The organism is uncultured Arcticibacterium sp., from assembly GCF_964021845.1.
In the GTDB taxonomy this organism is placed as follows: domain Bacteria; phylum Bacteroidota; class Bacteroidia; order Cytophagales; family Spirosomataceae; genus Arcticibacterium.
Genome location: NZ_CAXHZC010000001.1, coordinates 452192 through 478008 on the forward strand (window position 1 = coordinate 452192; position 25817 = coordinate 478008).

The 25817-nt window shown below is 37.3% G+C and carries 25 protein-coding genes; 12 read left to right on the forward strand and 13 right to left on the reverse strand.

The genetic code is table 11. The annotated features are described in order from the left end of the window. Positions 1-17 precede the first annotated feature (17 nt). The 5 genes from AADJ06_RS01830 to AADJ06_RS01850 are packed head-to-tail and all read right to left on the reverse strand — an operon-like array spanning position 18 to position 3786. Entirely contained in the window at positions 18-935 is a 918-nt protein-coding gene (locus AADJ06_RS01830) for a phosphatase (protein ID WP_341224685.1), read from the reverse strand. A 60-nt stretch (positions 936-995) separates the two neighbouring features. After that, positions 996-2288, reverse strand: coding sequence for an aminopeptidase P N-terminal domain-containing protein (locus AADJ06_RS01835; protein ID WP_341224686.1), 1293 nt, complete (start codon positions 2286-2288; stop codon positions 996-998). Between the two features lie 17 nt (positions 2289-2305). Continuing rightward, positions 2306-2698, reverse strand: a complete 393-nt coding sequence (locus AADJ06_RS01840; protein ID WP_341224687.1) for a type II toxin-antitoxin system VapC family toxin — start codon at positions 2696-2698, stop codon at positions 2306-2308. Then, complete coding sequence (locus AADJ06_RS01845) at positions 2698-2904, reverse strand: DUF2281 domain-containing protein (protein WP_341224688.1); 207 nt, start codon at positions 2902-2904, stop codon at positions 2698-2700. Before AADJ06_RS01845 ends, AADJ06_RS01840 begins: the two co-directional genes overlap by 1 nt. Before the next feature lie 48 nt (positions 2905-2952). Further along, complete coding sequence (locus AADJ06_RS01850) at positions 2953-3786, reverse strand: N-acetylmuramoyl-L-alanine amidase-like domain-containing protein (protein ID WP_341224689.1); 834 nt, start codon at positions 3784-3786, stop codon at positions 2953-2955. Positions 3787-4040: 254 nt separating this feature from the next. Between AADJ06_RS01850 and AADJ06_RS01855 the strand changes: the two genes are divergently transcribed. The 5 genes from AADJ06_RS01855 (at position 4041) to AADJ06_RS01875 (ending at position 10767) form a co-directional block, all read left to right on the forward strand. After that, positions 4041-4301 (forward strand): hypothetical protein, encoded by a 261-nt coding sequence (locus tag AADJ06_RS01855; protein WP_341224690.1) that lies wholly within the window; start codon positions 4041-4043, stop codon positions 4299-4301. Positions 4302-4303: 2 nt separating this feature from the next. Continuing rightward, positions 4304-5707 carry an amidase family protein gene (locus tag AADJ06_RS01860; RefSeq protein WP_341224691.1) on the forward strand — a complete coding sequence of 468 codons (1404 nt, stop codon included), beginning with the start codon at positions 4304-4306 and terminating at the stop codon, positions 5705-5707. A gap of 76 nt (positions 5708-5783) precedes the next feature. Then, entirely contained in the window at positions 5784-6152 is a 369-nt protein-coding gene (locus AADJ06_RS01865; protein ID WP_341224692.1) for a four helix bundle protein, read from the forward strand. A 73-nt stretch (positions 6153-6225) separates the two neighbouring features. Further along, entirely contained in the window at positions 6226-9537 is a 3312-nt protein-coding gene (gene gatB/aspS, locus AADJ06_RS01870) for a bifunctional amidotransferase subunit GatB/aspartate--tRNA ligase AspS (protein ID WP_341224693.1), read from the forward strand. Positions 9538-10014: 477 nt separating this feature from the next. Then, positions 10015-10767, forward strand: coding sequence for a class I SAM-dependent methyltransferase (locus AADJ06_RS01875; protein WP_341224694.1), 753 nt, complete (start codon positions 10015-10017; stop codon positions 10765-10767). A gap of 240 nt (positions 10768-11007) precedes the next feature. Here AADJ06_RS01875 and AADJ06_RS01880 read toward each other — a convergent pair whose 3' ends face one another. After that, positions 11008-12315, reverse strand: a complete 1308-nt coding sequence (locus tag AADJ06_RS01880; protein WP_341224695.1) for a DUF2254 domain-containing protein — start codon at positions 12313-12315, stop codon at positions 11008-11010. Between the two features lie 38 nt (positions 12316-12353). After that, positions 12354-12800, reverse strand: a complete 447-nt coding sequence (gene mscL / locus AADJ06_RS01885) for a large conductance mechanosensitive channel protein MscL (protein WP_341224696.1) — start codon at positions 12798-12800, stop codon at positions 12354-12356. A 100-nt stretch (positions 12801-12900) separates the two neighbouring features. Between mscL and AADJ06_RS01890 the strand changes: the two genes are divergently transcribed. Next, positions 12901-13395: a MepB family protein gene (locus tag AADJ06_RS01890; RefSeq protein ID WP_341224697.1), complete on the forward strand. Its 495-nt coding sequence runs from the start codon at positions 12901-12903 to the stop codon at positions 13393-13395. Positions 13396-13427: 32 nt separating this feature from the next. On the opposite strand, the gene AADJ06_RS01895 is transcribed toward AADJ06_RS01890, so the two are convergent. The 4 genes from AADJ06_RS01895 to AADJ06_RS01910 form a co-directional block, all read right to left on the reverse strand. Further along, positions 13428-14441 carry a glycoside hydrolase family 43 protein gene (locus tag AADJ06_RS01895; RefSeq protein ID WP_341224698.1) on the reverse strand — a complete coding sequence of 338 codons (1014 nt, stop codon included), beginning with the start codon at positions 14439-14441 and terminating at the stop codon, positions 13428-13430. A gap of 250 nt (positions 14442-14691) precedes the next feature. Then, positions 14692-15192 (reverse strand): hypothetical protein, encoded by a 501-nt coding sequence (locus AADJ06_RS01900; protein WP_341224699.1) that lies wholly within the window; start codon positions 15190-15192, stop codon positions 14692-14694. Between the two features lie 8 nt (positions 15193-15200). Next, a complete protein-coding gene (locus AADJ06_RS01905) occupies positions 15201-15635 on the reverse strand; it encodes a hypothetical protein (protein WP_341224700.1) in 435 nt (144 codons plus the stop codon). A 14-nt stretch (positions 15636-15649) separates the two neighbouring features. After that, positions 15650-16948 carry a C10 family peptidase gene (locus AADJ06_RS01910; protein ID WP_341224701.1) on the reverse strand — a complete coding sequence of 433 codons (1299 nt, stop codon included), beginning with the start codon at positions 16946-16948 and terminating at the stop codon, positions 15650-15652. Positions 16949-17671: 723 nt separating this feature from the next. Here AADJ06_RS01910 and AADJ06_RS01915 point away from each other — a divergent pair. The 3 genes from AADJ06_RS01915 to AADJ06_RS01925 all read left to right on the forward strand — a co-directional run bounded on the left by AADJ06_RS01915 (position 17672) and on the right by AADJ06_RS01925 (position 18805). Further along, on the forward strand, positions 17672-18073 hold the full coding sequence (locus AADJ06_RS01915) for a hypothetical protein (RefSeq protein ID WP_341224702.1): 402 nt from the start codon (positions 17672-17674) through the stop codon (positions 18071-18073). After that, complete coding sequence (locus AADJ06_RS01920; protein ID WP_341224703.1) at positions 18070-18297, forward strand: hypothetical protein; 228 nt, start codon at positions 18070-18072, stop codon at positions 18295-18297. Before AADJ06_RS01915 ends, AADJ06_RS01920 begins: the two co-directional genes overlap by 4 nt. A 94-nt stretch (positions 18298-18391) precedes the next feature. Beyond that, positions 18392-18805, forward strand: coding sequence for a hypothetical protein (locus tag AADJ06_RS01925; protein WP_341224704.1), 414 nt, complete (start codon positions 18392-18394; stop codon positions 18803-18805). A 254-nt stretch (positions 18806-19059) separates the two neighbouring features. Here the strand turns inward: AADJ06_RS01925 and AADJ06_RS01930 are convergent, their stop codons facing one another. Continuing rightward, positions 19060-19458 carry a hypothetical protein gene (locus tag AADJ06_RS01930; protein ID WP_341224705.1) on the reverse strand — a complete coding sequence of 133 codons (399 nt, stop codon included), beginning with the start codon at positions 19456-19458 and terminating at the stop codon, positions 19060-19062. Positions 19459-19643: 185 nt separating this feature from the next. Then, on the reverse strand, positions 19644-20906 hold the full coding sequence (locus AADJ06_RS01935; protein WP_341224706.1) for a dienelactone hydrolase family protein: 1263 nt from the start codon (positions 20904-20906) through the stop codon (positions 19644-19646). A gap of 161 nt (positions 20907-21067) precedes the next feature. On the opposite strand from AADJ06_RS01935, the gene AADJ06_RS01940 reads away from it, so the two are divergent. The 3 genes from AADJ06_RS01940 (at position 21068) to lepA (ending at position 25765) form a co-directional block, all read left to right on the forward strand. Next, on the forward strand, positions 21068-22315 hold the full coding sequence (locus AADJ06_RS01940) for a DUF819 family protein (protein ID WP_341224707.1): 1248 nt from the start codon (positions 21068-21070) through the stop codon (positions 22313-22315). 47 nt (positions 22316-22362) lie between these two features. Further along, entirely contained in the window at positions 22363-23835 is a 1473-nt protein-coding gene (locus tag AADJ06_RS01945) for a capsule assembly Wzi family protein (RefSeq protein WP_341224708.1), read from the forward strand. 142 nt (positions 23836-23977) lie between these two features. Continuing rightward, positions 23978-25765 carry a translation elongation factor 4 gene (gene lepA / locus AADJ06_RS01950; protein ID WP_341224709.1) on the forward strand — a complete coding sequence of 596 codons (1788 nt, stop codon included), beginning with the start codon at positions 23978-23980 and terminating at the stop codon, positions 25763-25765. The last annotated feature ends 52 nt before the right edge of the window (positions 25766-25817 follow it).

Below are 25817 nucleotides of genomic sequence, written 5' to 3' on the forward strand. Positions count from 1 at the left end.
GTTTAAAGAAATGATAATTACAATGCATTGGTTTCTTTTAGAATTCCTTCTTTCATGGCGTATTTTGATATTTTAATAGTATTCATACCAAAATTTTGAATCAAATAACGGATTAAGCAAACCGCCACCACTATCATTTCTACTCGTAGTTCTATCATGCCAGGAATAGCCATTCTCTCTTCTCTGTTAAGAGTCAAGAGTTTCTCATAAATGTCAATAAACTCTTCCATGGGGTAGTCAAATCCTACTTGGTTTTCAGGCGTAGCTTCTCCTGTTTTTTTGAAGTAATACATGTTGTTTAAGGTATCATAACTTCCAGAAGAACCCACCATAATGGCAGGGGAATATTGATGGCAGGCATTCGCCAATGGCAATAATTTTTCTCTAAGGTAATCGTCAAGTTTATTGACCGAAGTATGAGGAATAGGGTCTTTGTCCATGAATAATTCCATCATTCTCTGGCCGCCTATTTCTAAACTCTTTTTCCAAAGAACGCCAGCCTCATTACAAATAATAAATTCTACACTTCCGCCGCCTATGTCTACTATCAAATTATTATCCTTAATAAAGACGGCTTGGCTTACTCCTTTATAAATCAATTCTGCCTCACGGTCTCCTGATATTACCTGAACCTTTATTCCGGTAGCATCTTCAATAGCTTTTAGGACTTCAGCTTGGTTGCTGGCACTTCTAAGGGCGGAGGTGCCAAAAGCGAAGATTTGATTTAAGGGAATATCAGATTCTACAATCTTATCTTTAAACTCAGTCAAAACTGCTACGCCCCTTTCTATGCCGTCTTTAGTGATAATTCCTTGATTAATGCCTCCCATACCTATTTTGGCAGCTTTGGAGGTTTTGAACAAAATGTTGTTTTGCTGGTCTACTATAAGTAAGTGGAACGTGTTGGTTCCTAAATCTATGATTGCTCTTTTCAATGGAATTTCTTTAATGGAACTGCGAATTTAGAGCTAATCCGTTTTACTTTTTAGAAAAGCTTAAGCTTTTGCCATCATCGCTTCAATATCTTCAGTTTCTATGGGGATATCTGCACCTAAGTCGATGTTTCCTTTTTCTGTAATCAGAATATCGTTTTCCAGCCTGATTCCGATTCCTTCTTCCATAATATAGATGCCAGGCTCACAAGTGAAGAGCATGCCAGCTTTAAATTCTGCATCTTTAGGCCCTACATCATGTACATCTAAACCTAAATAGTGCGACACGCCATGCGGGAAGTACTTTCTATATAAAGGTTTTTTCGGGTCTTGGGCCTTTATTTCTTTTTGGGTCAAAAGTCCTAAAGAAATAAGCTTTTTTTCCATGTAACTAATTGTCTCCTTTCTCAGGTTCGCCATGGTGTTTCCTGCTACTATTCTCTCTTTAGAAAACTTAAAAACAGCTAGGACGGCATTGTAAACCTCTTTTTGCCTTTTGGTGAATTTTCCATTGACGGGAAAACACCTTGTAATGTCAGCATTATAATTGCCGTATTCGGCACCAAAATCCAATAAAACTAAGTCGCCATCTTGACAAATTTCATTATTGCTAATATAATGAAGTACGCAGGCATTTTTGCCAGAAGCCACTATCGGTTGAAAAGCATGCCCCCTTGATTTGTTCAGCAAGAATTGATAGGTCAGTTCTGCCTCTAATTTATATTCAGGGATGCCTGGTTTTAGTTTTTCAGCAAAAACTTGCAAGGCTTTTTTACTAATAGAAATAGCCTTTTTGATTTGTGTTAGTTCTTCTGGCTCTTTAATACTCCTGAGTTCCCAAAGAATAGGAGCTAGTTTTTTGGGTTTCTTGACACCAAAGGCCTTACGAATCCATTTGTTGAACTGAATATTTTCAGAAATAAAATCTTCGTTTTTGCCAGTGTGCTCATTTGAGTTTAAGTAAACCTTGCAAGCAAGGTCAATGTTTTCATCAAGGAAGTCGTCAATTTCGTCAGACCATTTGACCGTTTTAATGCCACTTAATTCTTGTGCTTGCTCTTTTGAAAGTTTTTCACCTTCCCAAATTTTAAGATGCTCGTTGGTCTCTCTTATAAAAAGAATTTCCCTGAACTTCTTTTTAGGATGGTCAGGGAAAAGTAGGAGGTAAGTTTCTTCTTGGTCTATACCTGTTAAGTAGAATAAGTCTGAGTTTTGTTTGAAACCCATTATCCCATCTGCATTAGTTGGCAGCACATCATTTGATGTCAATAAAGCTATGCTGTTCTTTTTTAAAGCAGCTTTCAGCTTCTTTCTTTTTTTGATGTAAAGCTCTTTTGGGAGGGGAGTGTAACGCATATTTTGTACTTGAGTTTCTACCAAATTATTTCTACATCCTTATATCTTTTAAAAACCGAGTCTCTTGAAATCAGTTTGATTTTTTCAATCTTTGATTGACATAGGATTATCCGGTCAAAAGGGTCCTTATGGATATTTTCTAATTTATTTAAAGCTAGAATATGTTTGAAAGTAATAGGTAGCGTTTTAATTTGATTAAGATTTAGAACCTCAGCTAGTTCTTCGAATGAGATGCCCAGTTGAAGTTTTCCTAAATTTATTTTAAGCCCAATTTCCCAAATACTAGCTATACTTACATAGCATTCGTTCTCAGTATCTGTAATGATTTTTTGAATCTTCTTGGGCATTTCTTTACTCCCAGAAAGAAACCAAATAAGAGCATGGCTATCTAAAAGGTAGGGGGTATTCATTACATATATTCCTTGAAATCCTCTAATGGCTCATCAAAGTCATTGGTCATGGAAATCTTCCCTTTTAAAACACCAAATTGCCTGTTTTTTGATGACTTCGGCTCTCTATCCATTTTAAACTTTAAAAACTCTATAAAGTCTAAAACTTCTTTTTTTAAATCGCTAGGAAGAGATTCCAATTGAGTATAAAGACTTAAATTTTCCATATTCAAAGTTAGTAAAAAGGAAGGAAGAATCAATTCATTATTTTACGCCTACAAATCACTATCCTCGTTAACTCTCAAAACCATTAAACCAGAATGCTTTTTGATTCTATCTAGGTATGACTGTAATGTTTCATCTGAGATAACAATCTTTTTCTCTTCTGAAGAAGCATGCATGAAATGAAGTTGGTCACCTTTCCAGTAAGCTAGACCTTCATGGTTTACATCAAGTCCGCCAATGTTAGAAGTAAAAGCTAAAATATCTCCATTTTGAATTCCTTCTGCCACATCAGCAAGGTTTTCTTTTTTGATTTCATGGAATTCATATCTGCTTACCGCTTTTTCCATAGTTTTTATCTGATTCCAAACGGCATCGTTTGTCTTGAAAGCAGGATAGTATTGACGGTGGGTGCTCATGAAGTTGATAGGCTTTGGTGCTGCTTCACCTAGTTCAGGTGTTAAATCTGTTACTACGCCGTTCTTTTCAGCCAATTTTGCCCACTCAAAAAAGTAATGTACTCTAGACGCATACCCATTAATCTCACCATCTCTATAGCGTAGGTACTGAATCTCTTCTTTTAAGTTATCTAGACCAGTATCGTCATACTCTGATGTTAGCACCATGGCAAGCATTGTTTCTACAAAAGTGTAACAATCAAAGCCATCAAGTCTACAAATTAAAGCTTCTTTTGGAGCTTCAAGCGTACCACCAATATATGGACGGCCAAGGAATTTCTTCCCGATTTCAATCATCTTATCTCCTCTTGTTTCTGAGGTAAGGTTTGATGTAAAGTCTTTTACTAATTTCTCGTCAGCAGACTGTGAAAGAGCAGTTTGACCTATGAAAAGACATAGGAAAAAAACGAAGGTGTTTGTTGTTTTCAATTGAAACGATTTGTTGTTAATTTATTAAAAGGAAAATCACCGAAATATTGTGCAAATATACTTCAAATATTAGTTGATAATTTCAATTTGGGTTCAGCTTATTTTAGATTTAAAACCATCTCAAAACGGATTTTATATGCTAATTCCCTTGTACTTTTTTACCTTTGTGGCTTGTTTGGAAACCTAGGTTCGAAAACAAGCGTTTAAAGGAAATTTAGAAAGGTAATAAAATTGCCGAAACTGCTTGATTAGCAATGAGTAAAACAATGACACTGGAAGTGCTATCCAGTATAAAAGGTGCCGAGTCTTCGGAAGCCGTAGAGAAACTGTTTGAGGTTATCAAAGGAGCAAATACTACTTTAGATAATGCAAAGGGCGTGTCGGCTGTCAATTTAGACAGTCTTAGGCCTGATACGGTAATTGAAAGTTCTGAGATTGAAAAGAACTTAATCAAGGCTAATTTTCCAATTGAAAAGAATGGTTATTTGGTAGTTTCTAAAGTGATAGAGGAATAATTATGGAGTCAGAGATTTTAAAACTGCACAATGCCCTTTTGAATAAGGAAACTACTTGTGTGTCGCTCGTTCAGGGTAAATTAGATAGTTTGGCTGCCAGCACCAATAATTCAGCAAACTTTGTATTAACGGAAAAGGCTTTGGAAAAAGCGGCTGCTGTTGATGCAAAAATTAAGGAAGGTGAGTCAATCGGTCTTTTAGAAGGTATTCCTTTTGGATTAAAAGATGTTTATCTTTTGCAAGGGGAGCCTGCTTCTGCCAGTTCTGATTTTCTTAAAAAGTATATTTCGCCCTATACGGCTACTGCCATCCAAAAATTGATTGACGCAGGTGCTATTCCTATTGTCAAAGAAAACTGTGACAGTTTCGGGCACGGTAGTAGTACAGAGAATACGGTTTTTGGCTCTGCAAAAAATGCATTGGACGAAAATAAAGTAGCAGGTGGCTCCAGTGGCGGAAGTGCCGTAAATGTGGCTAAGGACTACACTACGTTTTCTATCGGTGGAGATACGGGTGGTTCGGTTCGTCAGCCGGCTGGTTATAATAAGGTTTATGGCTTGAAGCCTACTTATGGTAGAATTTCACGCTATGGCTTAATGGCTTATGCATCTTCTACAGACGTGGTAGGGGCTATTGCTAGGAACTTAGAAGATGTTAGAATAGTATTGAATGTGTTAAGCGGAAAAGATTATCATGACCAAACCACTATTGATTCAAAGCCAGTTTCAAAAGAAGTTTTAGGTAACACAGAAGATGCAAAGACTTTGAAAGTAGGGTACTATAAAAACTTTATAGAAACTGAAGCTATCCACCCAAATATCAAGAAGGACTTTCTGGCTTTGTTAAATAAGTTGAAAAGCGAGGGTGTTTCTGTAGAAGCTCTAGATTTTTACGAAAGTGATACACTGGTTTCTACCTACTATACCTTAGCTATGGCTGAAACAGCCTCAAATTTGGCAAGGTTAGACGGAACGAATTATGGTGATAGAAAAGATGGTAAAAACCTGAAAGAGATATACGCCCAAACGCGTTCTGATAACTTCACGGAAGAAACCAAAAGAAGAATAGTAGGAGGGAATCAAGTACTTTCTACGGGGCATTCAGAAGCTATTTATCTAAAAGCAAGAGCTTTAAGAGATGAGATTTCGGATAAGTTTTCTTCTGATTTTAAACAAGTTGATATCATACTATCGCCCGTTACACCTCAGCCAACACCTATAATTGGGGAAAACCTAAAGGACCCATTGGCCATGTATCTTTCAGATGCTTACACGGTTGGTTTTAGTTTGGGTGGCTTGCCTACACTAACGGTTCCGCAAGGAACTGAGACGGGTATGCAAATTACCGCTGATAAATGTGGAGAAGATAAAGTCTTACAATTCGCTAACTACATAAACAGCATTTAAACTTTGAGACAATGATGTAATGTTTCAATGCACCAATGATAAAATGGTTTAGTAATAAGGTTTAAATAAATATGGCATGAGTGAGAAAAGTGTTTTTATTGAGAAAATGAAGTCAAGAACAAAGAAGTTTGCTGTTGACGTAATTTTCCTTTGTGATACTTTGAAGAAAAATAAAGCCTCTTCGGTCATAACATATCAACTCGTGAAGTCTGCAACTTCAACAGGTGCGAATTATAGAGCAGCTTGTAGAGCAAGGTCAAAAAAAGAGTTTTTTAGTAAGATATGTATTGTAGAAGAAGAAGCGGACGAGTCTGAGTATTGGCTTGAAATTATACAAGACACCAGTATGACAGAAAGTAGTGCGGAATTAAATAGGCTTTTAATAGAAGCGAATGAAATTTCTCGAATCATAACAAAGGCTAAAGATACAACATACAACAGTTAAAGATGAATTATTTGAGCATTGATGCATTAATTCATTGAAGCATTAGAACATTGATGTTACCAAAACATAGATAATGGTACAAGATTTAGAAAAACAATTAGAGCAAGAGGGCCTTGAGGTAGTTATTGGCTTAGAAACTCATATCAGACTTAATACAAAGACTAAGCTTTTTTGTGCCTGCCCTAATACGGAGGCAGAAGAGCCTAATACCAATATTTGCTCTGTTTGTACGGGGCAAATGGGTGTTTTGCCAGCTATAAATAGTGAGGCCATAAGAAAAGCTATCATTTTTGGGAAAGCAGTGAATTCTACTTTTTCAAATGGTGTGATTTGCTGGGATAGAAAGCATTACGAATATCCTGATAATCCTAAGAACTTCCAGCTGACTCAGTTTCAAAAACCTATCATTCCTGATGGAGAAATAAACTGTTATAGAGATAACGGAACTACTTTTTCTGTACAGCTAGAGCAGGTGCACTTAGAAGAAGATGCTGCCAAAATGGTGCATGAGCGTAAGCAAACTTTGGTGGACTTTAACAAAGGCGGTGTGCCGCTTATAGAGGTAGTTACCAAACCTTGCATAAAAACCTTAAAAGACGCTGCGACTTATGCTCAATATGTACAGCGTATAGTGCAAAACCTAGGCATTTCTGAAGCTAACCTGGAAAAAGGAGAGTTTAAATCTGACGTTTCGGTTTCTTTAAGAAAGAAAGGCACCGATGTGCTAAACCCAAGAACAGAGATAAAAAACCTAAACTCCTTTAAGTTTATGGTAGAAGCTCTTAATGAGGAAGTTACAAAACAACTGGCTTATTATAAAGAGCATAAAGAACCAAGGCCCGACCAAACAACGGTACTTTGGGATGCAGATTTGAAGCAAACCAAGGTGATGCGTAAAAAGGAATTTGCTGCAGATTACCGTTACGCTTTAGAGCCAGATATTCCTTTTGTGAACATTGAAACCGAAGTAGCAGAAACGCAAGTTGATGAAAGACTTCTTCCTTTTGCCATAGAGAGCACATTGATAAATGGTGGTGTTAGACCTCAGGATGCGAAATTCTTTACTTCTGATTCGCTAAGGTCAGATATGTTTACGGCTATTAATAAAGAGCTTGATGATACAGCTTTTGTAGCCAAAACGCTTCTGAATAACCTGAAAACGGAAGAGTATTCGGCCATTGAAAATGCTGGTGACTTGGTTAATATTTTTGGTGCATTGCAATCTGGAAGTATTACACAGATTTTGCTTCAAAACGCTATCAAAGAATTGATTCAAAACCCAAGTTTTGATTATCAAACGTATTTCAAAGAGAACAGCATTTCAGACGATGCTTTAGTAGAAACCATTGCAAAGGTAATTACCGAAAATCAAGCTACTGCCGACGAAATTAAAGGTGGAAATCAAGGTAAGGCAGGGATTCTGGTAGGAAAAGTTTTACAAGTGGTTGGAAAAGGAGCGAACGGGAAAGTTGTTCGTGAAATGATTCTGACACAGCTGAATGCTGAAAAAATTGCAAGTGAAACTTCAGCCAAGGAAGCTAAGAGCACGGCTAACCGTCAAAAAGCAACGGACCTTGATGAAGATGTAAGATTTACAGATATAGTAGTAAAAGATAGATACAGAACGCATCAAATATCGCAGGTTTCCGAGCAGGTGCTTGACCAAGAAGTTACGCTTTCTGGCTGGGTAGCTAGTGTGAGAGACCACGGAGAGTTGGTGTTCATTGACCTTAGAGATAACTCCTATGAGGTTATGCAAATCAGGCTCGATAGAGCAAATATTGCTGAGATAGATTTGTTTGCGAAGCTAAAGCCAGAATCTGTTATCATGGTGACAGGTTCTGTTATCAAAAGACAAGAAGACGATTTTAACGCAGGAATTAGAACGGGTACTTTAGAGCTTAATGCTTCTGAATTAGAAGTTATTAATGCCGCTAGTACTTTGCCTTTTGAAATTAAGCGTGCCGCCAAAACTAGTGAAAACGTTCGTTTCAAATATAAATATTTAGACCATAGAAGTGCCGAAGCTCGTCAGGCCATTATTAATCGTCATAAGGTTATAAAGTTGATACGCGATGTGCTGGATACTGAGGAATTCATTGAGGTAGAAACTCCAATATTGACCGCAGGTACTGACGAAGGTGCAAGAGAATTTATAGTGCCTAGCCGGAAGTTTGCTGGTAAGTTTTATACACTTCCGCAGGCTCCACAGCAATTTAAGCAAATGCTGATGGTGGGTGGTTTTGAGAAATATTTCCAAATAGCCAGATGCTTTAGAGATGAAGATTCGCGTGGCGACAGACAGCCTGAGTTTACGCAGTTGGATATTGAGATGGCTTATGTGAGCATGCAAGACGTGATTGACATTAACACCAAACTATTTAATGAGGTGGTCAATAAAGTGTACGGCAAAAAATGGAAGTTGCATCCTTTCAAAGTTTTGACTTACAAAGAGTCGATGGATAAATATGGCTGCGACAGACCAGACCTTAGGTTTGGCCTAGAAATGCAGGATATTACGGATATAGTCAAAGAAACTGAGTTTCAAGTTTTCGCTAAGCCAATAGAAGACGGTGGAATAGTGAAGTGTATCAAAGTAGGTGCAGAATTACAGAAAACCAGACTTTCTAAAGGACAAATAGAGAAACTGACCGCTACCGCTCAAAGTCATGGGCTTGGTGGGTTGGCTTATATTATTGTTAATGAGAATGATTTACAGTCGCCTATTATTAAGTTTTTAGGAGAAGAAGTGGCTGCCAATATTATTAAAGCTACAGATGCCCAAGTAGGGGATATTGTTTTCTTTTCTGCTGCTGATTATAAAACGGCAAATACCGCACTTGATGCTGTCAGACAAGATTTAGGAGCTATTTTGAAACTGGTTAAGCCTAAAGAATTGCATCCAGCTTGGGTGATTGATTTCCCATTCTTTGAAAAAACAGACGAAGGAAGGTGGACGTTTACCCATAACCCATTCTCTATGCCGAAAATAGAAGATGTGGACAAACACATGAGCGGTGAAAATGTAGGTGATATTATAGCTCAGCAGTATGACATGGTACTGAATGGCTACGAAATAGGCGGAGGTTCTGTAAGGGCACATAAAGCCGAAATACTGGAAGCTACCTATAAAAACATGGGTTATGATAAAGAAGATATGATGAAAAGTGTAGGACAGATGTACACCGCTTTTCATTATGGAGCACCGCCACACGGTGGAATAGCGTGGGGAATAGATAGGTTAATGATGATTTTAGAAAAAAGAAACTCGATTAGAGAGGTTATGGCCTTTCCTAAAACGGGTTCTGGAGAAGATTTACTGTTTAATAGCCCTTCTGCTCTGTCAGAAAAGAAGGTTAATGAGCAAAATGTTAAGTCAATTTAACGTACTAGTTTACCATTTAATAATCTTGTTTTGCAATCATTTAGTTTTTCGTCTAAACTTTTATAGATTTGTACCACTAAAAATATTATTTGGTTTTTAGTTTGTTGATGAAGTGTAATTGCGACATGCAGCTCCAGGTTTGGGGCTGCGTGTTCTGTTTTAGGGTAATCCTAAATTTTTGATAGTTCTTCAAAACTTAGCAGAGCGAAGTGTTTGCGAGCCTCCGGCTTGTATAAGAGTAGTATTTAAGTAGACAGAAATTAACTGATATCGGCCAGAGGCTGATTATTACTTTAACTAAACTGGATTTATCCCGCTTTGGAAAAAGTTTAGCCAAACGGATTAACTCATCAGAATAAAGTTATTGACAGAGAGCAATAAAGGAGATTTACTATGGCACGTCATACTTACAAGTCTATTTTTTTTAAGCCCTTCTTCAATCCCAAGAAATATCAATTATCCTAAAAACAGAGGTTAATGTTTATAAAGAAAATAATAGAAAAAATAGGTCCTGCATTTTACTACAATAAAATTAATGGCTATTGCTCCATATGTGAAGAAGCAACTTCATTTGTTTCAATTCATAATTACCTTCGAGACAATCTTACTTGCTCTAAATGTAAAAGCCTGCCGCGTGAGCGTGCAATTATGCAGGTAATCAATGAATATATTCCAAACTGGAAAAGTCTTAAAATACATGAATCTAGTCCGATAGACCGAGGTATCTCACCGAAAATTAAAAAACAGGCAACAGCTTATTCCTCGAGTCAATATTATCCTAATGAGCCATCAGGAGAAGTAATTAACGGTTTTAGAAATGAAAATTTAGAAGAACTGACTTTTAATGATAATTCGTTTGATTTAATAATTACACAAGATGTTTTTGAACACTTATATAATCCAGAAAAGGCATTTAATGAAATATCAAGGGTTTTAAAAAAAGGAGGTTTCCATATTTTTACATTACCCCTAATAAATCATTTCAATAAAACGCAAAAAAATGCTGTAGTAAATGCAAATGGAGAAGTTGAGTTCCTGATTAAAGAAGAATATCATGGAAATCCAGTTGATAAAAAAGGTTCAGCAGTAACTTATCATTGGGGCTCTGATATAATAGACATTATAAGAAATTCTACTAATGGCGATGAAACTACAATTCGCGTAATTGAAGATATGGGGAAAGGAATATCAGGTGAACTTATCGAAGTCTTTGTAACACGAAAAGAATAAATAGAAGGTTTTATTCTTCGAAACTTCCTCTCAATGCGGATAATTTTAGCTTATATGAAGTATTTGCAAGCCTCTGGCTTGTGAAGATCTAATATTTCCTGTAGGTAGTAATTAAGGCATATCTGCCAAAAGCTGATTAACACCTCTGCTAAGCTAGAAGCTTGGTAAAGCGGCCAAACTATGTTAAAAAGTACAAGCACCACGACCACAGGTGTTCAAAGGTTTAGTAATCAAAACCAATCAATCTTCAAAAGTCTGATACCGCTCTTTTAAGTCGTTTAGATCGTTTATCTCCTTGATGCTTTCTTCGCCGAGTCTTTTCACCATGTCGGCATGTGATTTTATGGCTGCATGATGTTCGTCTGTTGTGGCAAAACTCTTTATCGTTTTAAAACCTTCCATTAGTTTAATGAGCACCGAAGGGTTGCCTGCTGCATATTGTCTGATTTGATTAAATGAGGCATCCATTAGCCCTCTGAAATCTAGATTTTTTGCAATAACCCGTACTTGCTCGTCGTCGTCAAATCTATATTTTGAAGGAAACTGTATTTGTGTTAATCGGCACATGGTAGCCGTTAAATTGTCAATACAGGCTATGGCCGTAAATGGGTCATTTACTCCAGGTGATAAGGCTCTGGCGGCTATTTCTACCATTTGTAATATGGAAAACTCAGCGTCTTGGTCGGGCGACCGCTGTTTACCTAAAACCAACATCTTTTGAAGCGAACTAAGCTCATCTGGCTGAATTGGCTTTGATGCGTACAGCATACCCACAGTAAAACCTTTGACCAAGTAACTACCCGGTTTAGAGTCCAGAATAAGCAGTTGATTCTTATCCTTCATTTTATGAATTAAATCTTCTGCATCTATAAACTGTAAATACCCGTTTTTGAGAGCTAGTAAAGGCATTTGATATTCGTAGTTTTTTAAAACTTCCAGCATATCTGGCTCTTTGCGAGTGGGCTCACCTAGTACAATTTCCTCAGGAAAAAGGGTGTTTAAATTATTTGACAAGAGTTCGGATATGTCGGCTATCACAGCATCTGCCTGAATTTTCATGGCAATATGATGAATGAAAATTATGAGCAAAATGATATTTGCAATGGTTACTAAAAATGCCACAAAAACCGATAAGGTAGGAATGAAAGAGATGCTATCGTTATCTCTAACCGCATTAAGAATAATTAGGCAATAAACATAGGTAGAAACATAAGTGCCAAGTACTACTTGGTTAAGCCGCTCATGCATAAAGTTGCGAAGTAGCCGCGGACCAAACTGCGAGGAAGCCAGAGTTAATGCCACCAAAGTTATGGAGAAAACAGTACCTGCCACGGTAATCATAGCACCAGAAATGGCAGACAATACGCTTCTAGCAGCCCCTGCACTACCAGGAAAAATGTACTGCAAAACACCTTTTGGCGTGTAATCAAGGTTATTATCTAGATAGAGTAGCTCAAAGGCTGCAAGTATAGCAATAACGATAATGGCAACAGGAATAAACCAAAACGTAGACTTGAGATTATGCCAAAAGAATAATAGTTTTTTCACGCTTTGTTGTTTTGGTTTGATTGTGTTTTGAGCTTTGGTTATTTCTTGTTTTCAAGCAAGTCTACTTGCTTCTCCATTAAGTCGCTGATTTTAGAAAGCAATTCTATGTCTTTTGGCGTAGCCACCGTACCATCTTTTGGGTCTTCTGCTTTTTTCTTTAAAGAATGTATGACTTTTACCATCAGGAAAACCGTGAATGTTATAATAGCAAAATCAATGGTGGCTTCTAGTAGTTTTCCGTAGCCGATAGCCACCTCTTCTTGTAAAATGGTCTCACCTTTCATAAGAGCTTCACGAAGAATTATCTTATTGTTTTCAAATTTTCCGCCATTGGTCATGAGGCTCAGCGGTGGCATAAGAATCTCCTTCACTATGCTGTCTATTACCTTATTAAATGCCGCACCTATGATTACACCTATCGCTATGTCAATCATGTTGCCTTTTACAGCAAACTCTTTGAATTCTGTAAGAAATTTAAAAGCCATTGTTGTTTAGTTTTTTATTAGATTCGAAATATAGGCCTGTCTGGATTAGAACTGAAATTAAAACCAACTAGCTTAGCAAATAAACGTATAGCAAAAAAGAGTGGATGATAATTTGAGCCAATTAAAGGCATCGGTGTATGATAAGTGTGGATTAGCCATATCTGACTTAGAAACAGAGTCAGAAAGTAAGGAGTATGATGCTTGTAGATTTAGGCTGAATGGTAAATATGTACTTTGCCGAAACGCCAAGATTACTCCAAAGAAGCTTGGACAATTTGTGACGTTTTGGCGGAGAAATCAAAATGGAACCATAGAGCCATTTCATGAGTCAGATGAAATTGACTTTTATGTGGTCAATGTGTCTAAAGAAAACCTGCTAGGTCAGTTCGTTTTCCCGAAATCAATCTTGATTAAAAAAGGAATAATGTCCACAGATAAGAAGGAGGGAAAAAGAGCATTTAGAGTATATCCTATCTGGGATACCACCAATAACAAACAAGCCGAAAGTACCCAAAACTGGCAGTTGGAATATTTTTATGAGCTTAATAATGCTATTGGTTTTGATAGAGTGGTTGGCCTGTATAAAAAGCGTTAAGTTTGTATTAGACAAGCACAGGTGCTGTTTTATCAAGGCAACAAATTAGCCTCAACACCCTCGTTCGTTATTTTAACAGGCTTAATGGTGCCGTCTTCATTGAAATACATTTCATCAATGCATATCACGCGGTGGTCACGGCCTTCATTTGGGATTGGCCTTCGGTGATAAACCATGTAGTATTTGTCGGAATCTTCAGGATGCATGACAGAGTGATGCCCCGCACCTGTGGCTATGGTGGTGTCAGACTCCAAAATAGTTCCGATTTTATTATAAGGTCCGGTCGCTTTATCTGCCATGGCATAAGAAACGTGGTAGGTGTCATTTCCCCAGCCACCTTCAGACCACATAAAGTAATATTTTCCGTTTCTTTTAAACATGAAAGGTCCTTCTACGTAACCTTCTGGTGTAATTTCTTTAAAAAGCGAACCGTCTTCCCAAGGGGTAAATCCTGTGAAGTCGGCGTTTAGTTTTCCAACATTACAATGTCCCCAGCCACCATAAAAAAGATAATGTGTACCATCATCATCTTTATAAACAAACTGGTCTATAGGCTGAGCATCGTTATAAAAATCAGAGATTAGCGGTTCACCGATATAATCCTTAAAAGGGCCTTTTGGTGAGTCTGCCACGGCTATGCCAATTCCACCGAAATGGTTGATGTCGTTATTTGGGTCATAGCCAGCACCTCTACTAGGTCTTTGGACATCGTTGGCAGAAAAGAATAGGTAGTACTTCTTGTCTTTTTCTATGATAGACGGAGCCCAAATGGCTTGTCTGGCCCATTTGATAATGGTGGTATCAATGATTTTTTCGTGTTTAGTCCAGTTTACTAAATCTTTAGAAGAGAAAGCATCAAGGAATAGTTGGTCTTCGTATTTGGCAGAGAAAGTAGGGTATATCCAATATTCATCACCAAAAATAACGCCCTCAGGGTCGGCGTACCAGCCTTCGGCAATAGGATTTCCAGAACGTTCAGTTGTTTTCTCTTCGCTCTTACAGCCAAATAAAACTGCCACTAAAAGCAGGTAAACAAGATTTTTCATATTCATGAACGAAATATAGAAGCAATTTTAAGATTTCAGAAGTTTTGATTTGAAATGTATGAGAGGGAGTAGACGTAGGGTGGATTTGTTAGTAGTTTTATGTCTCCGAGTCTCTGAAAGAGAACTTTGGATTTAAAGTAGCACTGCTTAATACACATACAGGGTCGAAAAGACCCAGCGTAGCAGGTTATTTGGAAAGCTTCGGAGTCCCTAGAGGCCCCCGGAGAAGCGAGAAGGATAAAAAAACTTTTCATTTGAGACGATATCCTAAGCCTATCGTTGGCATAAATAATTTGTTTTTGTTGTAGTTGCTAATTTCGAAGTTCAGACAGAGTTTTTTGTATAGTCTTTGTTTAATGCCTATCTGCTTTCTCATATATTTTACATAATTGACTGCTTCGGTATTGGTTTCTTGATATGTCGAGGTGCTAATGTTTAGACCAATACCCAAGTAAAGTATAAACTTCTCTTTCGATATCAAATCATAATTAGTGAAGACGGAATAAGATTTGTCATATCTAATTGAGCCAAAATAATTATGTTGTTTGAAATTATACATAAAGCCAAGGCAATGTCGGGGTTTACTTTTAAAAGGAATGACTTCGGTGAAAACGTTAATGTTGTAGTACTGAAAACCAGCATCGCTTTTTGTGTCATAAGCTAAAGCTCCAAACCCAACGTAGGATTGGCAAAGAACATCTCCAACTATTAAAGTAAATCCCAAAATCAGAAAAAGTCTAAAAGCCTTCATAGTATCCTTTAATTTTCAATAAGGACATACTCAAAAACTGCGGCATCAGCTTTTTCTTGGTCGTTTGTATAGAAATCAGTTAGGAGAAACGAATTGCCGTCTACATTAGAAAAAGTTCTTCTATCTGCGTTGTCATAAGTGACAATTAGTTTATCTTTTCTACAGAAATCTTCTGTAAGGACCCATTCATTGCGTTCTACTAACACTCCGTTTTCATATATACTTTCAATGGTAACGTTTACAGTTCCATTCCATTTTAATGAAAATTCTATATAATCATCGTCGTCCGTATTGGGAATATTGTTTGATTGGGTTGTAGTTTGAGTTAAAGTATATTTCCCAAGTAATCTTTTCGAAACAGGTAAACAGCTGCAAGAATATCCTCCTAATATAAAAAATAGGAGGATAAAAGGCAAGAATATGGTTCTATTGTAAGTCTTCATGCGTTGCAAATAGGTTATTTTCTAAACCCGTAGGCCATTCTCAAATTACCCGTATAGTTATATGAAGATCCAGAAGGGGAAAAGTTTCCTATTGCATACCAACCGTTAGAAGAGCCATCCCATCCCCAATTCATATAAGCTTGATGATATTCCCAAACGGAACAACCCAAGGTTTCACAATCAAATTCAGAATAAATATGTTTTTTATATCCTTCACACATCCATATGTGCCAATTATTAGCCCATCCAATATTGCTATTTTGATCATAACCATAAAAAATTACTGGATAATTTTGATAGATTTCATTGTAGAGGGTAGATGGATTGAAAGTAGAATGAGTGCCGCCATTGGAAAGACCCATTTGACCCATTGCCTGATTTAGTAAACCGTTGGTTGGGATTGACATAGTGTTACAGGCTCCAAAAAAGTTGTACATAGATTGAATAGCATTTCCAGCATTGAATGTTAAATTAGCCAGAGAAATTTCTCCACTAGTATTAGCGTTACACTGATAATTTGATGTGTTTGGTTGTAATCCAAAATTGTAAATTCCAAAATTACCATGGGTTCTACCTATATGAGTTAGAACTTGAGACATTGCGACAGGACCGCAGCCAGCTGCGTCTTTTGAACATGTGCAGTTACCAGAACCGAGAAACGAACTTGTCACTCCCGATTGTCCATATGTAAGACCGGTTAAGGGGCCAATTGTTGTAAAAGTGCTTTGGCACAAATACTGTCCCCATTGATACCATTCAAGACAATTAGTGTCTCTTAAATTTTTGTCGTTTGGTAGATTTTTTAGATACTTTGACCACTCTTTCGATATTCTTGGGTCAATTGTAGTTTGACTGTTTTTAATCTCTCGAATTTGATTTATAGATTGTTCTATCCAGTAGCTTAGTCCATTTATATTACTAATATTTTCTAGCGGTATATAGTTGTCTTCAGATTCTGCCAATATAGGAATAGTTCTGGCATCGGCAGAAACAATTTTAAACCCACCCTCCTTGAAATTAATTATATGGAACATCTCGATGTCTGAGTTGGAAGGATCTTTAATTGTCTTAGTTTCACTAACTGATTTGGTGTTCATTTTATTTTCACTAAGCCGAAAACTTGAGTGGTCATTATTATAACTTGTAACAAACTCAATGGCCTCATCTATTGTAATCAAGTATCCGTCTTTAATTTTAATTTCATCCGGTGAGGGTTTTGAATCTGGTGCTTCATTCTGACAAGAAATAAACAAAGCAAAAAATGGAATAAGAATTTTCAACGCTTTTGATAAAAAGTGTAGTCTATTTTTCATATGGATTAAAGTTTAAATTGTGTTATTAGAAATTAGTTTAAAAATCAAGAGATTTTGCTTTTCAAACGTACAGAAAATTAAGTTAACTTTCATGTTATAAGTTTTTTATGATTTTCAAGCGAATTTTATATAATCGTATTTCCGATATATATATATATATATTCAAGGTGTTAACGGATCTTTGCTCGATAGTAGTTATTAAACAGAAAACTTATTTAACGGTAACATTTATAAAGTCTCAATTCATTGGACTCTGCAAGCTCTGGTAGATCTTTCTAGCTACCAAATGGAACTCTGTCTAGTCCTGAATAAGCGATACACTTGTTTAGGTTTAAAAATCTAATTTATAGAAACCGCTGTGCAAGGTCTTTTTGACCTTGTACTTGTGTTAGTCGGTCTTTTGACCGACCAATGGAGAATTTTCACCAAAAAGATAGTGTTTTTTGTTAAAATTTGCATTCAAGACGATGATAAATTAAGGGCTAGAAAAAAAGCAATTACGAACTATTTGTTAATTACATAAATGGATCATAGACAAACGAAGGGCGGCTATTTAATAAGAGAACAAGGTGCAGTGTATTTTAAGCTTGCATTTCTTGTCCAAAAAGTATGATACGAGTTTATACTTTATTTTGTAGACTTGTATTTAAAACATGGTAAGCCGCCTGATAAGAAAAGAGTGGTTTGGTATATATCCACTTTGCAGCTTTTTTTGACAGTTACATGAAAAGAAAAATACTCTATTTAGCAATTCTCATCTTACCCTTTCTGGGTATGATAATGCTCAATGAATACGTGAGATTAAACACCAAAGGAAGCGAGCACAAATTTCACGAAGTGCAAACCATAAATCCGACAAGTAGGATTAAAGAAAAGTGTAGCTGGGCTTGCTATTCAGATACCGGATTTTGTAAGACGCATCATGTAAAACTGGTGAAGAGTCATTTTGATAAGATTGACCCGGTATATTTTGGGATGATTGAGCAGCTTCAAGCCACTGGAAATTATGTACTAGGAAATCTCTTTTTCTTGGTTTTACTAATACCTGGGATGATATATTTCTTGCTGATTAAATCGATAAGCATGCAGTTTAAAATTAGGGCGATAAAAAAGCATAAGGCATGATGAAAGATTTAGCGGTAAACTTTTTTGCGTACTGTGTAGATTTTGTGATAAACCTAGCCAACATACTTGGCCTATCTTATTACGAAATCAACATGCTGCTTTTTTGTGTAATATATCCTCTTCTTTTGTTTGGATTAATGGTGATTTATATGATTCAGAAGATTAGGTTAAGGCGTGTAGAAGGGGGTAGTTTAGAGAAAATAAACTCATTGGGAAATGGGTAGAACTTATCCTATCGGTCAGAGACCTATTGGCAATATTACGAGGTTCTGCCTGCCTGTTCGACAGACAGGAAGACTTAGGATATAAGATTTTATCATGAAAAAAGCATTAATTGTACTGATTTTATTGACTTCATGTTCGGATAATTATGACTCGAATGAGCCGCCACCGGAAGAAATAGTTTTTATTAATAATGCGTATAAATATAATTGTGGGAAGTCTAAAATTAATTTAACCGAGGATGAGATTATTAGATTTAACGAATTATGTCAGGAATATGAAAAAATATTTCTGTTTAATGTTAACAGAAATTTATGGATAGTTGATGTTTTTTTCAGGAAAGAGAATTCGAGTGATATAGGGCATATGAATAAGATCTTAATGTTTAATAAGTATAATGGGCTATTATTTCGGGATAATCTTTTCACATACCGGAATGATAGTTTGGCTAAATTTATTTTAGAAAAACTGGATATTAAATGTCTGAATGAAATTGAAGCAGATGTATAATTTACTTTTTTCATACAAAGTCTTCCTGTCTGCCGATAGGCAGGCTGCTAAGCTATGCTCTTTTTCCCTCAACAAAGTCCGCTTTGGCGATATTTTTTTTTGGGATGAAATAAATGAATGGTAAATATTCAGGCCGGAGGCCTTTATTCACCACACCGAAGTTGCAAACTTCGGAGAGCGTGCCTCGAATAGCGGATTTCTCTCTCCCCCTTGCAGAGTCTCAATTTATTGGACTCTGCTGAGTGAAAAGCTAATTACTCACAAATTCCTGCCGAGGAGCATAACCATTTTAATGAATCAGGGCGGACTCTGTCAAATTTTTCAAAGTCAAATTTTGAAATCAACATTTTCGCGTTCTCTGGGTTTTCAGGGTCATAAATGACTGGCAATAATTTACCTTTTAGCATTTCTTGATTTTTAAAAACTTGATACACCGAGTAGTTCGTTCCAGAATAAAAATGGCCATCCACCTCATATTCAAATTTGAAGCTTGTAGAACCCTTAAAAAGTTTAGAAGCCGAAAAACGGCCATATCCAACTTGTCCATTTTCTTTAAGACATATTTCCCCATTCCTAGTTAAAATATTAGCCAGAAAAACTAATACCATAAAGAACAGCAAATGAGGAATATATTTTCGGTACTTTTTTTTCATTTTCAACTGTGCAAAGTCTTCCTGTCTGCCGACAGGCAGGCTGAAAGGCTGTGCGATGGTCTTTTAGACCTCGCATGAATGTTGGTCGGTCTTTTTAAACGACAAATGGAGAATTCTTTAATCAATCGAATATTGTTTTTTTCGAAGCCGTGTCTCTTGAAAAGGACACGGATTCGAAACTTCTATCACTCCCCAGCCTCAGCATGCAAAAGCTGCAACCCAGTAGAAGACCTTGCTTTAAAGCCTTCCCAAGTCGCGTCGTTTGAGTTTGGTTTTAGGTCTAGGTATTTGGCATTATCTTTTTGCTTTAGCTTGGCATCTAAAAACGCTGTTACAAAATGCTGATTGATATTGTTAATGCGTCTTTCGTCCCATGATGGTTCTGCATATCTGTAGTACTCGTCAAATGGTAATCCTGCTGCCAAGGCCTCTGCAGGTGGTGGGTTTGGGGCTACATTATGTCTGGCATTATCGTACGTAAGCATGTAACGTTCCACATTAGTAGCACCTTCATAAATGGCTTTGGTGCCTTTTTCGTATCCAGATACATCGTCTTGGCTTCCTGCCACAAAGAAGGTTGGTATCTTTAAACCTTTCAGTCCTTCGGCATCCCAAATACCTCTGGCCATTCCCCATGGGGCAAAAGCCACTATCGCTTTAATTCTGCTGTCAAAAGCTGCTTCGTATTTTTCGTTTCCAGTAGTTAAAACATCAATGGCCTTACTGCCACCTGTCATACTACCAAAAAACTTGGCTAAGCCCTGCGAGTAACCTGCACCGGCTACATTTAAAGAGCCATAACCTCCCATAGAGTAGCCTATGATACCAATGTTTTCCGTGTCCATTACTTTGCTCGTAAAAGGAAGTTTTGTCATTTCGTTTACCACAAAATGTATGTCTTGTGCTCTGTTTAGTAAAGTGCTGTGAAAAGCATTAGCATCTCTAAAAGTAGATTCCTTATGGTCTATGGCAGCTACTATATAACCTTTAGAAGCTAAGTTTTCCGTCAAATAAGTCATTAAGAAGCGTGAGCCCACATAACCATGCGACACCACAATTAACGGATATTTGCTTTCAGAGCTTTTCAATTTGGCATCTCTACTAGCTCTTCCTTTAAACTGGAAAGGAATCAAAGGGCGTTTCTCGTCATTGGCCGTTCCCATAACCTCGTCGTAAAATATTACTGGGTTTTCGTCTGCTATTTCGGCAGGATACCACATTTCCACTTTCAAGTCTCTGTCATAAAAGGCGTCTATGCCATCTTTGGAGTTTAAAATGTCTACTTGATTTTTGTGTATAAATTCCAAGGTTTTTACACCCACTTTATGAGGGCCTCTTTGTGCTAGTTCGGGGGCATCAGGCAGAGCATCACCATAAATAAATTCGTTTTGAGCGGTAAGGCAAAATGAGCTGAATAGTAAAACTAAACTCAGGTAAGTTTTCTTCATTATTAAATTAGGGTATTGATGAAAGTTCGTTTCTCTCAAAGTTGCGAAAAAGCAGAGTTGAATAATAGCTTTTTCCATTATTTTACGGTGTGTAAAAAAAGTTTCAAAGGTTTCTGTTTTGTCTCATGGAAATTCTCCTTTAAATTTCCTTAGTTTTGAATATGTTCAAAGAAACCCTCATCACCAACGACGCCATAGTTTTAGGCCTCTTGATTTGCCTACTTTATTTTGTTTTTGACCGAAACAAAAACGGTGGCAAGCCATGGCAATCTTTCTTTAAGTTCTTTCCACCCATACTTTTATGTTACTTTTTGCCAGGGGCTTTAAATTCTTTGGGAATTATTTCAGGGGAGGAATCACAAGTTTATCCCGTGGTTAGTAGGTATCTATTGCCACCATGTTTATTACTTTTTACGCTGAGCTTAGATATTCAAATGCTTAAAAAACTAGGTATTAAAGCCGTCTTAGTGTTTTTGGCAGGAACGGCAGGTGTGGTGATAGGTGGACCCATAGCTGTTTTGATAGTGAAAGCCATAAGTCCTGAGACATTTTCCGGGGTTAATTCTGAAACATGGAGAGGTTTATCAACTGTGGCAGGAAGCTGGATAGGAGGCGGAGCAAACCAAACAGCTCTTAAAGAAGTATTTCAGCCTAGCGGAGTTTTATTTTCTCAGTCTGTGGCAGTTGATATTTTGGTGGCAGAAACGTGGTTGGCCGTATTGCTTTTGGGCGTAGCCAATAAAGCCAAGATGAATAAATTCTTTGGTTCAAATTCCGATTTGATTGATGAAATCAAGGATAAACTGGAAGCAGAATCTTTAAAGAAAACTAAGATTCCGGCCTATGAAGATTATATAAAAATATTAGCCGTAGGCTTTGGAGGGACTGCTATAGCCTATTTCTGTGCCGATTTAATTACGCCATTTATCAGTGAAAACTACCCTAGTTTGGCCAAGTTTAGTCTTACCTCTAGTTTTTTCTGGGTGGTGGTTATTGTTACGCTAATTGGTATTGCTCTTTCACAAACTAAAATCAGAGAGATTGAGCATGTGGGTGCTACTAAGCTTGCCACGGTATTCTTATACATTCTTATTGCTTCCATTGGTATGCAAATGAGTTTGGTAGCCATTGCAGACAACCCGATGCTGTTTTTGGTTGGCTTTATATGGATAATTATTCACGCTGCTTTTATTGTTATTGCCGGTAAATTATTGAAGGTACCTTACTTCTTTGTGGCTGTGGGTTCGCAGGCAAATGTGGGTGGAGCGGCGTCTGCATCTGTGGTGGCAGCGGCTTTTCATCCTTCCTTAATTTCTGTGGGTGTTATTTTGTCTGTTTTGGGCTATGCCTTAGGTACTTATGCTGGATATCTCACCACACAATTAATTCGCTTAGCTTCAGGTCAATAGTGGCTTAGTTTTTGCTTATTTTTAAGTACTAACTGATTGCTTACTTAATGCGGCTAACCGCTAAACTACTTCTCTATTTAATGATTGCGTGTGCCTTCTCGGCTCATGCTCAGGTAGATAGTGCTAAGTTTGTGAATAAGTTTAACTATGGTTTTGAGCTCGGCGGATACTTCAGTTCCAACAATAAAATTCCATTTTGGCAAAAAAGCAACAAATTTGGTTCCGTGCCACAAAACGGAAATTCTCTTTATTTTCGTCAGGTATTGATGTCAAAAAAAGATACCACTAAGCGTTTTTTCTCAGCGGACTATTGTATTGACCTTGTAACTATTGTGGGCGAAAAGCCATTGATAATCCTGCCAGAGGCTTTTGTAGGTTTAAATTTTGGAGCTTTAAGGCTTTCAGGAGGGCGTATAAAAAGCATACATGGTTTGGTAGATACTACCTTGAGCAGTGGCTCTGTCACTTGGTCTGGTAATTCATTGCCTTTGCCAGAAGTTCGCCTTTCTATTCCAGAATATAAAAGACTCTTTGCCAACTGGCTCTCCTTTAAAGGGCATTACTCACATGGTTGGTTTGGTGAACAAACGTATGTAAAAGGTTATTTTTTGCATCAAAAATCACTCTATGGAAGAATAGGGACTCCAAACGCAAAAATGCATTTTTATGGAGGTTTACTTCACAGCGTATCTTGGGGTGGTACACCAAAATATGATGCAGAAAGCTTTGAAAAACTAACAGATGGTAAGTTCCCTGCCGATTGGTTTACCTATGGGCAGGTGGTGGTTCCTTATGAAGCTGTGGTAGATACTACTCTGGGTTACGGAGGTTTTGAAACCGAAAACAGATTTGGAAATCATGTAAGTCAAATAGACCTGGGAATGGATTTTTCTGTAAAAAACGGAAAAATCATGCTTTATAAAAACAACATTATAGAAACAGGACGAACGCTTGGTAGTCTATCAAATTTAGATGATGGCCTGTATGGCTTCAGTTTCCATAACTATAAGGAAAAGGCCGTTTTTAAGAAGGTAGTTTTTGAGTACCTATTTTCAATGAACCAAGGAAGTTACAATGCTTTGATAGCTCGTTTACTTAATAAACCTTATAAGGATTATGGAAATAATGGCTTCTATTTTAACCATCAGCAGTATTTAGATGGCTGGTCTTATGAAAAAGAAACTATTGGTTCGCCGTTTTTTGTGCCTGATGATGAATTGAAGCTGGAGAGCTCTAAAGGGATTTTTACTTTCAGTAACTCTAACAGATTAAAGGTGTTTTATTTAGCTACGCAAATGCAGCTTAACTCTATAGGGATAGTGGCCAAAGGCTCTTATAGCCAAAATTTTGGGTCAATATGGTTTCCCGTAGAACCTTTAAATCAACTAAATACTAGTTTTGAGTTTAAGGTGCCTATGAAGGCAAAAAACTCATTTATCAAAGTCGATATCGGTATTGACCATGGTGAACTTATCAAAGATAATTACGGGATAAACTTTGCTTATCAAAGATTTTGGTAGTTATATAGGCTTGCTGATATCAAAAGGCAATCGTCTTGTATTCATTTCAAATAGAATTGTGTAAAGATTTTCGGCATAGCTCATATTTTCAGGGCAATTTGTGGTACTTTTGCAGTTTGATTTAACCTCATAATTTTTCTTAGTGAAGCAAATAAGAAACTTCTGTATTATAGCCCATATTGACCATGGGAAAAGCACTTTGGCCGATAGGCTTTTAGAGTTTACGGGTACGGTTACCAATAGACAAATGCAGGCTCAGGTATTAGACGACATGGACCTGGAAAGAGAGCGTGGCATTACTATTAAGAGTCATGCCATTCAAATGGATTATGAGCTTAATGGAGAAAAATATGTACTAAACCTTATTGACACACCTGGTCATGTAGATTTTAGTTACGAGGTTTCTAGGTCTATTGCGGCCTGTGAGGGTGCTCTACTGATAGTAGATGCAGCACAGGGAATAGAGGCTCAAACCATTTCTAACCTTTTCTTGGCTTTAGAGCATGACTTGGAGATTATCCCAGTAATTAATAAGATTGATTTGCCAGGGGCAATGATTGAAGAGGTCAAAGACCAAGTGGTAGACCTGATTGGTATAGATAGAGATAAAATTGTTTTATCTTCTGCCAAGGAAGGTATAGGTATCACAGATATCTTAGAGGCTATTGTTAGTCGTGTGCCGCATCCAGTGGGTGACCCAGATGCACCCCTTCAAGGTTTAATATTTGACTCTGTTTTTAACTCTTACAGAGGTATAGAGGTTATTTTCCGTGTTAAAAATGGCTCCATCAAAAAAGGAGACAGAGTGCGTTTTATGGCTTCTGGGAAAGAATATGAGGCTCAAGAAATAGGTAGTTTAAGGTTAAAACAACAACCGAGAGATGAAATAAAATGCGGCGACGTAGGTTATCTTATTTCAGGTATTAAAGTGGCCAAAGAGGTTAAAGTAGGTGACACCATTACTTTGGTTAGTAAACCTTCCAAAGAGGCCATTCAAGGTTTTGAAGAGGTGAAACCAATGGTATTTGCCGGTATTTATCCTGTAGATACTACAGATTTTGAAGAGCTTCGCGATTGTATGGATAAGCTACAACTGAACGATGCTTCTTTAGTTTGGGAACCAGAAACATCTGCCGCACTTGGTTTTGGTTTTAGATGTGGTTTCTTGGGAATGCTACACATGGAGATAGTTCAAGAGCGTTTAGAGCGTGAGTTTGACATGACGGTTATTACTACGGTGCCTTCGGTTAAGTTTCATGTTACTAATAATAAGGGAGAAAGAGTTACGGTGTCGGCACCTTCAGAAATGCCAGATACGAACCTTATAAAGAGTTTAGAAGAGCCGTTTATTAATGCACAGATAATTACGGCTTCTGATTATGTAGGGCCTATTATTAGCCTTTGTATGGATAAGCGTGGTATAATAAAAAACCAGGTTTATTTGACTTCAAATAGGGTAGAGCTGACATTTGAAATGCCACTAGCAGAGGTTGTTTTTGATTTCTTTGATAAATTGAAATCAATTTCTAGAGGTTATGCTTCTTTAGATTACAGTTTATCTGGTTATAAGGAATCTCATTTGGTAAAACTGGATATCCTATTAAATGGTGAGCCTGTAGATGCTCTTTCGGCCATTGTTCACAGAGATAAGGCCTATGACTGGGGTAAGAAACTTTGTGAGAAATTGAAAGAATTATTACCACGTCAGCAGTTTGAAATTGCTATTCAGGCGGCTATTGGTGCCAAAATTATTGCAAGAGAGTCTGTTAGGGCTATGCGAAAAGATGTAACGGCAAAATGTTATGGTGGTGATATTTCGCGTAAGCGTAAGCTTCTGGAGAAACAGAAGAAAGGTAAGAAAAGAATGCGTCAGATAGGCTCTGTGGAGGTTCCACAAGAAGCGTTTATGGCGGTGTTGAAAATAAATTAGGCTTTTTTATGAGGCAAATTGCCAGTTTATTGGCTGATGTCTTAATTTTGAA

Excerpts from the sequence above, each read along its gene's own strand:
- AADJ06_RS01835 (WP_341224686.1), bottom strand. The coding sequence starts at position 2,288 with ATGCGTTACACTCCCCTCCCAAAAGAGCTTTACATCAAAAAAAGAAAG.
- AADJ06_RS01840 (WP_341224687.1), bottom strand. The coding sequence starts at position 2,698 with ATGAATACCCCCTACCTTTTAGATAGCCATGCTCTTATTTGGTTTCTT.
- AADJ06_RS01845 (WP_341224688.1), bottom strand. The coding sequence starts at position 2,904 with ATGGAAAATTTAAGTCTTTATACTCAATTGGAATCTCTTCCTAGCGAT.
- AADJ06_RS01855 (WP_341224690.1), top strand. The coding sequence starts at position 4,041 with ATGAGTAAAACAATGACACTGGAAGTGCTATCCAGTATAAAAGGTGCC.
- AADJ06_RS01860 (WP_341224691.1), top strand. The coding sequence starts at position 4,304 with ATGGAGTCAGAGATTTTAAAACTGCACAATGCCCTTTTGAATAAGGAA.
- AADJ06_RS01865 (WP_341224692.1), top strand. The coding sequence starts at position 5,784 with ATGAGTGAGAAAAGTGTTTTTATTGAGAAAATGAAGTCAAGAACAAAG.
- gatB/aspS (WP_341224693.1), top strand. The coding sequence starts at position 6,226 with ATGGTACAAGATTTAGAAAAACAATTAGAGCAAGAGGGCCTTGAGGTA.
- AADJ06_RS01875 (WP_341224694.1), top strand. The coding sequence starts at position 10,015 with ATGTTTATAAAGAAAATAATAGAAAAAATAGGTCCTGCATTTTACTAC.
- mscL (WP_341224696.1), bottom strand. The coding sequence starts at position 12,800 with ATGGCTTTTAAATTTCTTACAGAATTCAAAGAGTTTGCTGTAAAAGGC.
- AADJ06_RS01895 (WP_341224698.1), bottom strand. The coding sequence starts at position 14,441 with ATGAAAAATCTTGTTTACCTGCTTTTAGTGGCAGTTTTATTTGGCTGT.
- AADJ06_RS01900 (WP_341224699.1), bottom strand. The coding sequence starts at position 15,192 with ATGAAGGCTTTTAGACTTTTTCTGATTTTGGGATTTACTTTAATAGTT.
- AADJ06_RS01905 (WP_341224700.1), bottom strand. The coding sequence starts at position 15,635 with ATGAAGACTTACAATAGAACCATATTCTTGCCTTTTATCCTCCTATTT.
- AADJ06_RS01910 (WP_341224701.1), bottom strand. The coding sequence starts at position 16,948 with ATGAAAAATAGACTACACTTTTTATCAAAAGCGTTGAAAATTCTTATT.
- AADJ06_RS01915 (WP_341224702.1), top strand. The coding sequence starts at position 17,672 with ATGAAAAGAAAAATACTCTATTTAGCAATTCTCATCTTACCCTTTCTG.
- AADJ06_RS01920 (WP_341224703.1), top strand. The coding sequence starts at position 18,070 with ATGATGAAAGATTTAGCGGTAAACTTTTTTGCGTACTGTGTAGATTTT.
- AADJ06_RS01925 (WP_341224704.1), top strand. The coding sequence starts at position 18,392 with ATGAAAAAAGCATTAATTGTACTGATTTTATTGACTTCATGTTCGGAT.
- AADJ06_RS01930 (WP_341224705.1), bottom strand. The coding sequence starts at position 19,458 with ATGAAAAAAAAGTACCGAAAATATATTCCTCATTTGCTGTTCTTTATG.
- AADJ06_RS01935 (WP_341224706.1), bottom strand. The coding sequence starts at position 20,906 with ATGAAGAAAACTTACCTGAGTTTAGTTTTACTATTCAGCTCATTTTGC.
- AADJ06_RS01940 (WP_341224707.1), top strand. The coding sequence starts at position 21,068 with ATGTTCAAAGAAACCCTCATCACCAACGACGCCATAGTTTTAGGCCTC.
- AADJ06_RS01945 (WP_341224708.1), top strand. The coding sequence starts at position 22,363 with ATGCGGCTAACCGCTAAACTACTTCTCTATTTAATGATTGCGTGTGCC.